Below are 11,186 nucleotides of genomic sequence, written 5' to 3'. Positions count from 1 at the left end.
GGCAGGCGGAGGCACCGCTGGCCGACGCGGTGCGGGCGGCCGGGGTGCCGGGGCTGGCGCCCGTGGTGCGGGTGGGCCTTCGAAGGTCACGCCCCCGTCCCGTGGCGTCCGGTCCTGGCCGGACCGCTGTGCGAGACCGCCGCGTAGCGGTCTCTTCGCAACCGATGCCTAGCCGAACTGCTGCTCGAGGTCCTTGAGCTTGCGCTCCAGGGAGTCCAGGCGCGGCAGCGCCATGGTGTCGTCCTCCGCGGTCAGGTCCACCGTCAGGGGGTCAGACCCTTTGCGGACCGGCTGGAGGGAGGGCCGTGAGGGTACCGGCAACTGTTCCGCGGATATGACAGGCTCCGCGGTGAGCTCGCCGGCGGGCTGGCCGGAGCCGCGCTCCACCGCCTGCACCTCCACCTGACGGCCGCCGCGCCCGACGAAGCCCCGGTGACCGCGGCTTATCGCCTTCAGCTGGGCGCGCTCCACTCGCTGCTGGTCCCGCCGGCGCTGACGCGTCACTTCCTTCTGGCGCTTGTCCTCGCGGACCTCCTCGACCGCCTCGTCCAGGCTGCGCACGTTCTCCAGCAGCATCAGCGACCAGGCCTTGTAGGTCTCACGGGGAGCCCGCAGCCAGCGGACGACACGGATCTGCGGCAGCGGACGCGGCACCAGGCCCTGCTCGCGCAGCGCGGCCCGGCGGGTCTGCTTCAGAGCGCGGTCGAACAGCACGGCCGCCGACAGCGACATGCCGGAGAAGAACTGCGGGGCGCCCGCGTGGCCCATGCCCCGGGGCGCGTGCACCCAGTTGAACCAGGCGGCCGCGCCGGCGAACGTCCACACGAGGATGCGGGAGCCGAGCGCCGCGTCACCGTGGCTGGCCTCGCGCACCGCGAGTACGGAGCAGAACATCGCCGCGCCGTCCAGGCCGAACGGGACCAGGTACTCCCAGCCGTCGGTCAGGCCGAGGTTCTGCTGGCCGAAGCCGACCAGGCCGTGGAAGGAGAGCGCGGCGGCGACCGCCGCGCAGCAGAACAGAAGGACGTAGGAGGCGGTGCCGTAGATGGCCTCCTTGCGCCTGCGGCGCTCCTCGCTGCGCTCCCACGAGTCGTCCGCGCTCGCGTTCTCCCCGGAGGAGCGCTTGCCGCGCGCGAGCACCGCCACCGCCGCCAGCACGCCCAGGAGCAGTACGGCGCCCGGAAGCAACCAGTTCAGCGATATGTCGGTCAGTCTCATCTGGGGTCCCTTGCATTGGGATAGGGCGTAACGCCCGCCATAGTGACCCAACCCCACCGGCCCTCAGGGGGTTTCGGGGCAAGAGGCCGCCAAGGAAGTGCAAGGGGATGCCCAGGGCGGCGTTCTGCTCGAACTGCCGCTTGAGGGGCGGGAGTTGAGTTCGAATAAGAGTACCCGTACGGATGGTTCCTCGGAAAGTTCCCGCGACGGGTGAGGAAGTGGTGAATCTCCTGTCGCCGAGCGGACGCTCCGATCGCCGTGATCTTAGTGCACGCGGAGCCCTCTTCGCTCCTGAGGGTGCCTCAAACGGCTCCGGTGGCCGTCAGTCCGGCGACACGGTCGTTGTCGCAGGTGCGCGGACAGGTGGCGCAGGTGTCCTCGGGGCGGACCGTGTAGAACATGCAGCAGCTCGCCCGGTCCCGGGTGGGCAGCGGCTCGCCGTCCGGTCCGGTGAGGGTGCGGAAGGCGGCGGAGCCGACGTACGGCCGGGTCGCACCCGGCAGCAGCAGCTCCAGCTCCCGCACGGCCCGCTCCTGTTCGCCGAGCAGGTGGGCGACGTACCACAGCCCCTCGACCAGTTCATCGGTCGCCATGCCCCACAGCGCCCGCCCGCGCCGCCGCATCCGCGGCCCGAATCCGGCCAGTACGGGTTCCAGGTGCTCGGCCACCGCCGTGCGCACCCGGTCCCGCAGCGCCTCCTCGTCCGGCACCACGACCGCGCCGGGATGCGCCGCCGCCGGGTCGCCGGGGAGGCAGGCGAAGGAGGCGGCGCGCACGGCCATGCGGCCGGCGGTGCGGTCGTACGCGACCTCGGTCACGGGCAGGCGCGGCACCCGTCGGCGCAGGAACCACGGCACGGTGACCAGCAGGCAGGCGGGCCAGGCGTAGCGGTGCAGGCCGAAGCTCGCCACCACGTCCGGCCGGGCCCGCTGTCCGTAGTCGCGCAGCACCTGCGCCTCGTCCCAGGCCAGGAAGCCCGCGAGCTCCGCCCCGCCCTTTGCGAGCGACGCGGCCCGGACCCAGTCGCCGCCGCGCGGAGCGGGGTCCTCGGGGCCCAGCTCCGTGACGGCCAGGCCCGGGTAGGCCTCGGTGAGGCAGGCGTAGGCGCCGGAGAGGGGTGAGGCCGGGACGGGCATGGGACACCACCGATCGAATGGCGAACAAGGTAAGGCTTACCTTACTCATTGTGGCGGGAAGTTTGAACTGCCGCCCGGTGCGCCTAAGGTGCTTGACGGACGAGTAGCAACCCGTCGTAATGACCCCAAGTGCCGACAAGCCGGAGGAGGACCCCGTGAAGCAGGGCGTGCAGGACTCCGGCGTCCGGGTGCCCCCGCAGTCCCGGGAGCGGGGCGCGGACCGTCAGCGGGGCGCCCCGGCCTCGCCGGCCGCCCGGGGCGAGCACACGCACGGCGAGCCGCCCGTCCTGGACCCCCGTCCCGCCGTCCAGCGGTCCTCGGTCCGCGGCCAGATCCTCGACGCCCTGCGCCACGCGCTGGTGCTGGGCGACCTGAAGCCCGGCGAGGTGTACTCCGGGCCCGCCCTCGGGGAACGGTTCGGGGTATCCGCGACGCCCGTGCGGGAGGCCATGCAGCAGCTCGCGCTCGAGGGCGCGGTGGAGGTCGTGCCCAACCGGGGCTTCCGGGTCGTGGAGCGGGGCGCGCGGGAACTCGCCGAACTCGCCGAGGTGCGCGCGCTGATCGAGGTGCCGGTGATGCTGCGGCTCGCCCGTACGTTGCCCGCGGAACGCTGGGCCGAGCTCAGGCCGCTGGCCGAGGACACGGTCCGCGCGGCGTCCTCCGGCTGCCGGGCGGCGTACGCGGAGTCCGACCTGGCCTTCCACCGTGCGGTGCTGGGCCTGTCCGGCAACGAGCAGCTCGTCCGGTTCGCGGAGGACCTGCACCGGCGGTCCCAGCGGCCCCCGGTCGGCGGCCCCGCCCGCCCCGCCCGCGCCGACCTCGTGGCGGACGCGGCGGAGCACACGGCCCTGCTGGACGCCCTGATCGCCCGCGATCTGACCGTCGTCCGGTCCCTGGCGGGGGAACACTTCACGGGCGCCGGCTGAAGAGCCCCACGGGCCCGGATGCGCGGTGCCGCACCGTGCGGAGCCGTCGTGCGGGATGCCCCGGCGTCGCAGCCGCCGGCGCGCCGAACGCCGGCGACCGGCGCCTGCCGGGATGGCTCCCGCGGTGCACCAGCCCCGGCGCCGGGCGGTGGCCGGGGTGTGCGGTGTCGTGGCGGTCAGGAGCCGTCGTTCGCGGTCTTGGAGTAGCCGTCGTGCCAGGCCGCCTTCGCGCCGGAGTCGCCGATGCGGTAGACGTCGATGACCGCGCCCGTGGCCACGGCCAGCGACAGCACCGCCACGGCGATCCGCACGGGCATGGCCGTCCAGCGGCCGGTGCTCGCCGGAGCCGTCTGCGCCGTGCCGGTTACGGCCGCGGCGGCCGTCTTCCGGGTCGCCCACCACACGACCATCGCCAGGACGAAGAGACCCAGCGCCCACGGCAGCAGCCCGTCACCCAGTTCGGCGTGCCGCCGCACCAGTGCATCGCTGTCGACGTGCCGTTCCAGCCACTCGCCCGCCTCCGTGGTCAGCGGCACGCTGACGAGCGAGACGAGGGCGAGTACCGGCAGCAGCGGGCCGAGGCGTCTGGCGGCCCGTGGCCACACCGCGGCCGCCACCAGGGCCAGCGCGGTCAGTGGGACCAGGACGACGACGACATGGACGAGCAGGATGTGCGCGGGCAGGCCGTTGATAAGGCTCATGGGGGGTTCCTCCGCTGGTCGGGCGCGCCAGCCTGGCACAGGAACCTCTCAGTTTCCTCTGGGGCACCGCTCAAGCCGTGGCCACTCCTGGCGCGGGCGGGGCCAGGTGCCGCGCCAGCCACGTGGGCACCCCCCCGAGCAGCCGGAACAACCGCCGCGCCTCCTCCCTCAGCCGGGACGCCTCGGGCTCGGTCTCGGTGTCGGCCAGGGACGCCAGGGCCGGGGCCGTGCCGACCAGGTAGCCGAGTTCCTCACGGATGCGCAGCGACTCGGCGAAGCCGTGCCGCGCCTCCGCCAACTCCCCGTCCCGCAGGGACAGTCCGGCCAGATGCCGCCAGGTGCAGGACAGCAGCAGCGGATCGGAGTGGGCGGCGGCGCCCGCGTGGGCGCGGCGGTAAGCGGCACGGGCCGCCTGCGGGGAGCGGGCCAGGTTCTCGGCGAGCAGCCCCCGCCGGAAGTCCAGCAGCGCCCGGCCCGGAGCGTCCGGCACGATCAGCGCGGCGGCCCGTCCGAGCGCGGCCCGCGCCTCGTCGGCCCGGTCGCGCACCCTGTGCAGCGTGGCCGCGTAGGCGAGCTGTCCGCGCTCGCAGGCGGCGGCCCCCCGTTCCTCGTCGTCGCGCGCCAGCGCCTCCGCGGTGCGCAGCGCGTCCTCGGCCTCCTCCCACCCCCGCTCGGTGTACAGGCACCGTTCGACGAGCAGCGCGGCCCGCTGCAGCGCGGCGGCCGCGGTCTCCGGCGGGAGCAGGGCCGCCGCGTCGGCCCAGCAGGCCCGCGAGCGCAACCGCCATACCGCGGTCTGGAGAGGATCGTCACCGGCGGTCGTTCCGTTACCAGACATGGCGGAATACGCCACGTTGCCCTCCCCGAGCACGCCATCGAGCCTGTGAGTGGTGGCGGCATTCCAGCACCCATCACGGGGCCGGGCCAAGGGGCTGGGTGAAACTTTTCACAAAGTGACGGGAGTGATCGGCTCCGGGACCGCTCTGCGCGGTCAGCTCATCCGCAGCGCCAGGAAGAAGTCGAGCTTGTCCTCCAGCCGGGACAGATCACGCCCCGTCAACTGCTCGATCCGGCCCACCCGGTACCGCAGCGTGTTGACGTGCAGGTGCAGTCGCGTGGCGCACCGCGTCCAGGAGCCGTCGCAGTCGAGGAAGGCCTCCAGCGTCGGGATCAGCTCGGCCCGGTGCCGGCGGTCGTACTCCCGCAGCGGGTCCAGCAGCCGCGCGGTGAAGGCCCGGCGGACGTCGTCCGGGACGAAGGGGAGCAGCAGCACGTGCGAGGCCAGTTCCTGGTGGCCCGCCGCGCACACCCGGCCCGGCCGCGCCGCTGCCACCCGCCGTGCGTGCCGCGCCTCCTCCAGCGCCCCGCGCAGTCCCTCCGCCGAGTGCACGGCCGCGCTGACGCCGAGCGTGACCCGCCCGTCGTCGTCGAGCCCGGCCGACAGCGGGTCCCGTACCGACTCCAGGAGCGCGTCGGCGAGTATGCCCGCCTCCGATCCGTCGTGCTCGGCGGAGACCGCCGGGAGCGGCACCAGCGCGACGGCCTCGTCACCGGTGTGCGCGACGGCGATCCGGTCGGACGGCTCGGGGCCGGTCGCCCGCGGGTCCACCAGGATCTCCTCCAGCAGCGACTGCGCCACCGGACCGCCCTCGACCTCCCCGCCCTGCCACTCGACCCGGGCCACCACCACCTGCCAGTGCGGGGCCGCGCCGAGGCCGGGCAGCAGGACCGGCGCCGCGACCCTCAGACGGGCGGCGATCTCGGCGGGCGCCGCGCCCGTCTGCACCAGTTCCAGGACCTCCTGGGCGAGCCGTCGCCGGACCGTGCGGGCCGCGTCCCGCCGGTCCCGCTCCACCGCGATCAGCTGGGTGACGCCCTGCAGCAGGTCGAGGCGCTCCCCGGGCCAGTCCCCGGCGTCGGCCTCGACGGCCAGCAGCCAGTCCGACAGCACCGTCTCGCGCACGTCCCGGGCGGCCTGCGGGGAGCGGCCCGCCCCTGCCGCCGGGCGGTGCCCCCAGCCGCGGACCGGGAAGAGGGAGTACACCGTGGACCCCAGCGTGAGCCGGTGCGGCCCCTGGCGGCCGCCGCGCACGGCGGCCAGGTGCTCGGCGGCCAGCCGGGCGCACACCTCGGCGGCCGGCGCCGGGCCCGCCGCCTTGGGGCCGGCGATGAGGCGCCCGGCCGGCGACAGCACCCAGGCACGCAGGTCGAGGTCCGAGCCGAGCAGGTCCAGGACGACGTCCGGGCCGCCGCCGGCCGGTCCGGAGGTCATCATCCGGCGGTGCCGGTCCACCACGGCCGCGAGGTCCCCGGCCCGCTCGCCGGAGACCTGCCGCACGACGTGCTCGGTGATCGTGGCGAAGGCCACCGACTCGTGCACGGCGAACAGCGGCAGCCGGTGCCGCGCGCAGGCCACGACGAGGTCGTCCGGGACGTTCCCGAGCTCGGCCTCGCCGGCGGCGAGCGCACTCACGCCGGCCTGCACCAGGATCCGTACGAACGGCTCGGAGTCCGCGGCGTCCCGGCGCCAGGCCAGACCGGTCAGCACCAGTTCCCCGCCGGAGAGGTAGCGGCTGGGGTCGCGCAGGTCGGTGGTCATCACGCCCCGGACGGTGCGGTCCAGCTCGCCCTCGCCGCCGAGCAGCCTGAGGCCCAGCGCGTCGGTGTCCAGCAGTGCGCGCAGCCGCATTCTCGTCCGCCGTTCTCTGTCTCGAAATCTACGATGGTCGAGGAGGTCCCCGTGGGGCACGGGCCTGGTGACGTTTCCCCGGAAAAACGAAGAGGTTACGGAGAGCCTCCGTTCATACGAATCTACAAGATGCCCGCCCTGGCCAGCCAACTCCTTCATGGTTTCCGTGACTGACCCCGTCGGAGCACAGCGCGGTGTACTGATCCCGTTCAGCGTGAACACCACATGAACGAGCCGGGCCCGCCGCACCCGATCTGGCTCGAACCGTATGACCTCGAGACCAGGAGGAGAGCCGGTCATGGACTTCCTTCGCCCCGCCAGCTGGGAGGAGGCGCTCGCCGCGAAGGCCGAGCACCCCACCGCTGTGCCGATCGCGGGCGGCACCGACGTGATGGTCGAGATCAACTTCGACCACCGCCGGCCCGAGTACCTGCTGGATCTGAACCGCGTCGGCGACCTCTACGAGTGGGAGGCCGGCGAGGACACCGTGCGCCTGGGGGCCTCGGTGCCCTACACGAAGATCATGGAGAACCTGCGCGCCGAGCTGCCCGGCCTGGCCCTCGCCTCGCACACGGTCGCCTCACCGCAGATCCGCAACCGCGGCGGCGTCGGCGGCAACCTCGGCACCGCCTCCCCGGCCGGCGACGCCCATCCCGCGCTGCTCGCGGCGGGCGCCGAGGTCGAGGCCGAGTCCGTGCGCGGCTCCCGGCTGATCCCGATCGACGAGTTCTACACCGGCGTGAAGCGCAACGCCCTGGCACCCGACGAGCTGATCCGCGCGGTGCGGGTGAAGAAGGCCGACGGCCCCCAGCAGTACTCCAAGGTCGGCACCCGCAACGCCATGGTCATCGCCGTGTGCGCCTTCGGGCTGGCCCTGCACCCCGGGACGCGGACCGTCCGCACCGGCATCGGCTCGGCCGCGCCCACCCCGGTCCGCGCGAAGACCGCCGAGGACTTCCTGAACGCGGCGCTCGACGAGGGCGGCTTCTGGGACAACGGAAAGATCATCACCCCGTCGGTCGCCAAGCGGTTCGCGGACCTGTGCGCCGCCGCCTGCAACCCGATCGACGACGTCCGGGGCACCGCGAGCTACCGCCGCCACGCGGTCGGCGTGATGGCGCGCCGCACGCTCACCTGGACCTGGGAGTCGTACCGCGGCACCCGCCGCGCCTCGGAGGGAGTCGCGTAATGCGTGTCCACTTCACCGTCAACGGACGCCCGCGGGAAGCCGACGACGTGTGGGAGGGCGAGTCCCTGCTGTACGTGCTGCGCGAGCGCCTCGGCCTGCCCGGCTCCAAGAACGCCTGCGAGCAGGGGGAGTGCGGGTCCTGCACGGTCCGGCTGGACGGCGTGCCCGTGTGCTCCTGTCTGGTGGCGGCCGGCCAGGTGGAGGGCCGGGACGTCGTCACGGTCGAAGGGCTGGCCGAACTCGCCGGGCAGCGTGCCGGCGGTACGCCGCGGGCCGGGGGCACCGGCTCCCGGACCGGCGAGGGGAGCGGACTCTCCCCGGTCCAGCAGGCCTTCATCGACGCCGGCGCCGTCCAGTGCGGCTTCTGCACCCCGGGCCTGCTGGTCGCCGCCGACGAGATGCTCGAGCGCAACCCGGACCCGACCGACGAGGACATCCGCGAGGCCCTGTCGGGCAACCTGTGCCGCTGCACGGGCTACGAGAAGATCATGGACGCGGTCCGCCTGGCGGCCGCCCGGCAGTCAGAGGCGGTCTGACCCCCATGCCCACCAACGGCGCTCCCACCAAGCTCACCCAGGGCACCCGGACCAAGGGCGGCATCGGCGAGTCCACGCTCCGCCCCGACGGCACCCTCAAGGTCACCGGCGAGTTCGCGTACTCGTCCGACATGTGGCACGAGGACATGCTCTGGGGACAGATCCTGCGCTCCCCGGTCGCCCACGCCGACATCGTCTCGATCGACACGGGCGAGGCCCTCGCGACACCGGGCGTGTACGCCGTGATGACGTACGACGACCTGCCCGCCGACGTGAAGCACTACGGCCTGGAGATCCAGGACACCCCGGTCCTCGCCCACGGCAAGGTGCGCCACCACGGCGAGCCGGTCGCGATCGTCGCCGCCGACCACCCGGAGACCGCGCGCCGGGCCGCCGCCAAGATCAAGGTCGACTACCGCGAGCTGCCGGTCATCACCGACGAGGCCTCCGCGACGGCCCCGGACGCGGTCCTCGTCCACGACAGGCGCACCGACGGCCACCTGCGCCACGTCCCGCACCCGAACATCCTGCACCGCCAGCCGATCATCCGCGGTGACGCGGACGCGGCGGCGAGGAGGGCGGACGTGATCGTCCGGGGCGAGTACACCTTCGGCATGCAGGACCAGGCCTTCCTCGGCCCCGAGTCCGGCCTCGCCGTGCCGGAGGAGGACGGCGGCGTCCACCTGTACATCGCCACCCAGTGGCTCCACTCCGACCTGCGCCAGATGGCGCCCGTCCTCGGCCTGCCCGAGGAGAAGGTGCGCATGACGCTGGCCGGTGTCGGCGGCGCGTTCGGCGGCCGTGAGGACCTGTCGATGCAGATCCACGCCTGTCTGCTGGCGCTGCGCACCGGCAAGCCGGTGAAGATCGTCTACAACCGCTTCGAGTCCTTCTTCGGCCACGTCCACCGCCACCCCGCCCGGCTGTCCTACGAGCACGGCGCGACACGGGACGGCAGGCTCACCCACGTCAGGTGCCGCATCGTCCTGGACGGCGGCGCGTACGCCTCCGCCTCCCCGGCCGTGGTCGGCAACGCCGCCTCCCTCGGCGTCGGCCCCTACCGGGTCGACGACGTCGACATCGAGGCCGTCGCGCTGTACACCAACAACCCGCCCTGCGGCGCCATGCGCGGCTTCGGCGCGGTCCAGGCGTGCTTCGCCTACGAGGCGCAGATGGACAAGCTGGCGAAGGAGCTCGGCATCGACCCGGTGGAGCTGCGGCAGCTCAACGCCATGGAGCAGGGCACGCTCATGCCCACGGGCCAGCGGGTGGACTCGCCCGCCCCGGTCGCCGAACTCCTGCGCCGCGTCAAGGCGATGCCCATGCCGCCGGAGCGGCAGTGGGAGAGCAGCGAGGGCGCCGACGTACGGCAGCTGCCCGGCGGGCTGTCCAACACCACGCACGGAGAGGGCGTCGTACGCGGCGTGGGCTACGCGGTCGGCATCAAGAACGTCGGCTTTTCCGAGGGCTTCGACGACTACTCCACCGCCCGGGTCCGTCTGGAGGTCGTCGCGGGCGAACCGGTCGCCGTCGTGCACACCGCGATGGCGGAGGTCGGCCAGGGCGGCGTCACGGTCCACGCGCAGATCGCCCGCACCGAGCTGGGCGTCTCCCAGGTGACCATCCGTCCGGCCGACACACGGGTGGGCAGCGCCGGTTCGACCTCCGCGTCGCGTCAGACGTACGTCACGGGTGGCGCCGTCCGTAACTCCTGCGAGCTGGTGCGCGAGAAGGTACTCCAGCTCGGCCGGCGCAGGTTCGGCACGTACCACCCCGCCTGGGCCGGTGCCGAGCTGCTCCTCGAGGGCGGCAAGGTCGTGACCGACGCGGGCGAGGTCCTCGCCGACCTGGTGGACGTGCTGGAGGGGGAGGCCGTCGAGGTCGAGGCCGAGTGGCGGCACCGCCCGACCGAGCCCTTCGACCCGCGCACCGGCCAGGGCAACGGCCACGTCCAGTACTCCTTCGCCGCGCACCGCGCCGTCGTCGAGGTCGACACCGACCTCGGCCTGGTCAAGGTCGTCGAGCTGGCCTGCGCGCAGGACGTCGGCAAGGCGCTCAACCCGCTGTCCGTCATCGGCCAGATCCAGGGCGGTACCACCCAGGGCCTGGGCATCGCGGTGATGGAGGAGATCGTCGTCGACCCGAGGACGGCGAAGGTCCGCAACCCCTCCTTCACGGACTACCTGATCCCCACCATCCTCGACACCCCGACCATCCCGGTCGACGTCCTCGAACTCGCCGACGACCACGCGCCGTACGGGCTGCGCGGCGTCGGCGAGGCCCCGACCCTGTCGTCGACCCCGGCCGTCCTCGCGGCGATCCGGGACGCCACCGGGCTGGAGCTGAACCGCACGCCGGTCCGGCCGGAACACCTCACCGGAACCGCCTGACCCCGGGGGACCCCGACGTCACCCGGGCCGATCGGAACGCTGCTGAGGAGATCCGAGATGCTGGACATCGCCGAGGAACTGAACCGGTGGGTCGAGCAGGGCCGTGACTTCGCCGTCGCCACCGTGGTGGCCGTGGGCGGCAGCGCGCCGCGCCGGCCCGGCGCCGCCCTCGCCGTGGACGCCGGCGGAACGGCGATCGGCTCAGTCTCCGGCGGCTGTGTGGAGGGCGCGGTGTACGAGCTGTGCCGGCAGGCCCTCGAGGACGGCCGGTCCGTGCTCGAGCGCTTCGGGTACAGCGACGAGGACGCCTTCGCCGCCGGGCTGACCTGCGGCGGCGTCATCGATGTCCTGGTCACGCCGGTCCGGTCGGGCGACCCCGCCCGGCCGGTGGTCGCCGCCGC

The 11,186-nt window shown here is 73.7% G+C and carries 10 protein-coding genes; 5 read left to right on the top strand and 5 right to left on the bottom strand.

Features of this window, described 5'->3' with window-relative positions; all coding sequences use genetic code 11:
- Positions 1-168: 168 nt before the first annotated feature.
- Both ABZX30_RS36765 and ABZX30_RS36760 read right to left on the bottom strand, forming a co-directional pair.
- Positions 169-1,218 carry a DUF2637 domain-containing protein gene (locus ABZX30_RS36765; protein WP_355942410.1) on the bottom strand — a complete coding sequence of 350 codons (1,050 nt, stop codon included), beginning with the start codon at positions 1,216-1,218 and terminating at the stop codon, positions 169-171.
- A gap of 302 nt (positions 1,219-1,520) precedes the next feature.
- Positions 1,521-2,354, bottom strand: coding sequence for a (2Fe-2S)-binding protein (locus tag ABZX30_RS36760; RefSeq protein WP_355942407.1), 834 nt, complete (start codon positions 2,352-2,354; stop codon positions 1,521-1,523).
- Positions 2,355-2,473: 119 nt separating this feature from the next.
- Here ABZX30_RS36760 and ABZX30_RS36755 point away from each other — a divergent pair, with 119 nt between their 5' ends.
- Positions 2,474-3,280: a GntR family transcriptional regulator gene (locus ABZX30_RS36755; protein ID WP_355942405.1), complete on the top strand. Its 807-nt coding sequence runs from the start codon at positions 2,474-2,476 to the stop codon at positions 3,278-3,280.
- A 176-nt stretch (positions 3,281-3,456) separates the two neighbouring features.
- On the opposite strand, the gene ABZX30_RS36750 is transcribed toward ABZX30_RS36755, so the two are convergent.
- The 3 genes from ABZX30_RS36750 to ABZX30_RS36740 all read right to left on the bottom strand — a co-directional run bounded on the left by ABZX30_RS36750 (position 3,457) and on the right by ABZX30_RS36740 (position 6,670).
- Positions 3,457-3,981 (bottom strand): DUF2231 domain-containing protein, encoded by a 525-nt coding sequence (locus ABZX30_RS36750; protein WP_355942402.1) that lies wholly within the window; start codon positions 3,979-3,981, stop codon positions 3,457-3,459.
- A 70-nt stretch (positions 3,982-4,051) separates the two neighbouring features.
- Positions 4,052-4,834 carry a hypothetical protein gene (locus ABZX30_RS36745; protein ID WP_355942401.1) on the bottom strand — a complete coding sequence of 261 codons (783 nt, stop codon included), beginning with the start codon at positions 4,832-4,834 and terminating at the stop codon, positions 4,052-4,054.
- Positions 4,835-4,972: 138 nt separating this feature from the next.
- The gene (locus tag ABZX30_RS36740; protein ID WP_355942398.1) at positions 4,973-6,670 is read right to left on the bottom strand and encodes a PucR family transcriptional regulator ligand-binding domain-containing protein; all 1,698 of its coding nucleotides are present in this window, start codon (positions 6,668-6,670) and stop codon (positions 4,973-4,975) included.
- Between the two features lie 298 nt (positions 6,671-6,968).
- Here ABZX30_RS36740 and ABZX30_RS36735 point away from each other — a divergent pair, with 298 nt between their 5' ends.
- The 4 genes from ABZX30_RS36735 to ABZX30_RS36720 all read left to right on the top strand — a co-directional run.
- Positions 6,969-7,859, top strand: coding sequence for a xanthine dehydrogenase family protein subunit M (locus ABZX30_RS36735; protein WP_355942395.1), 891 nt, complete (start codon positions 6,969-6,971; stop codon positions 7,857-7,859).
- The gene (locus ABZX30_RS36730) at positions 7,859-8,395 is read left to right on the top strand and encodes a (2Fe-2S)-binding protein (RefSeq protein WP_355942392.1); all 537 of its coding nucleotides are present in this window, start codon (positions 7,859-7,861) and stop codon (positions 8,393-8,395) included. Before ABZX30_RS36735 ends, ABZX30_RS36730 begins: the two co-directional genes overlap by 1 nt.
- A 5-nt stretch (positions 8,396-8,400) precedes the next feature.
- Positions 8,401-10,785 carry a xanthine dehydrogenase subunit D gene (gene pucD / locus ABZX30_RS36725; RefSeq protein WP_355942389.1) on the top strand — a complete coding sequence of 795 codons (2,385 nt, stop codon included), beginning with the start codon at positions 8,401-8,403 and terminating at the stop codon, positions 10,783-10,785.
- Positions 10,786-10,842: 57 nt separating this feature from the next.
- A partial coding sequence (locus ABZX30_RS36720; RefSeq protein ID WP_355942386.1) for an XdhC family protein occupies positions 10,843-11,186 on the top strand: 344 nt, incomplete at its 3' end.

Origin of the sequence: Streptomyces sp. NPDC004542 (assembly GCF_040610035.1) — a bacterium.
In the GTDB taxonomy this organism is placed as follows: domain Bacteria; phylum Actinomycetota; class Actinomycetes; order Streptomycetales; family Streptomycetaceae; genus Streptomyces.
Note: the sequence above shows the minus strand (reverse complement) of the source record. Positions and strands in the feature narration are given on the sequence as shown.

Bases quoted from the DNA above. Each gene is read 5' to 3' on its own strand.
- ABZX30_RS36740 (WP_355942398.1), bottom strand. From the start codon at position 6,670: ATGCGGCTGCGCGCACTGCTGGACACCGACGCGCTGGGCCTCAGGCTG.
- ABZX30_RS36760 (WP_355942407.1), bottom strand. From the start codon at position 2,354: ATGCCCGTCCCGGCCTCACCCCTCTCCGGCGCCTACGCCTGCCTCACC.
- ABZX30_RS36730 (WP_355942392.1), top strand. From the start codon at position 7,859: ATGCGTGTCCACTTCACCGTCAACGGACGCCCGCGGGAAGCCGACGAC.
- ABZX30_RS36765 (WP_355942410.1), bottom strand. From the start codon at position 1,218: ATGAGACTGACCGACATATCGCTGAACTGGTTGCTTCCGGGCGCCGTA.
- ABZX30_RS36750 (WP_355942402.1), bottom strand. From the start codon at position 3,981: ATGAGCCTTATCAACGGCCTGCCCGCGCACATCCTGCTCGTCCATGTC.
- ABZX30_RS36735 (WP_355942395.1), top strand. From the start codon at position 6,969: ATGGACTTCCTTCGCCCCGCCAGCTGGGAGGAGGCGCTCGCCGCGAAG.
- ABZX30_RS36755 (WP_355942405.1), top strand. From the start codon at position 2,474: ATGACCCCAAGTGCCGACAAGCCGGAGGAGGACCCCGTGAAGCAGGGC.
- pucD (WP_355942389.1), top strand. From the start codon at position 8,401: ATGCCCACCAACGGCGCTCCCACCAAGCTCACCCAGGGCACCCGGACC.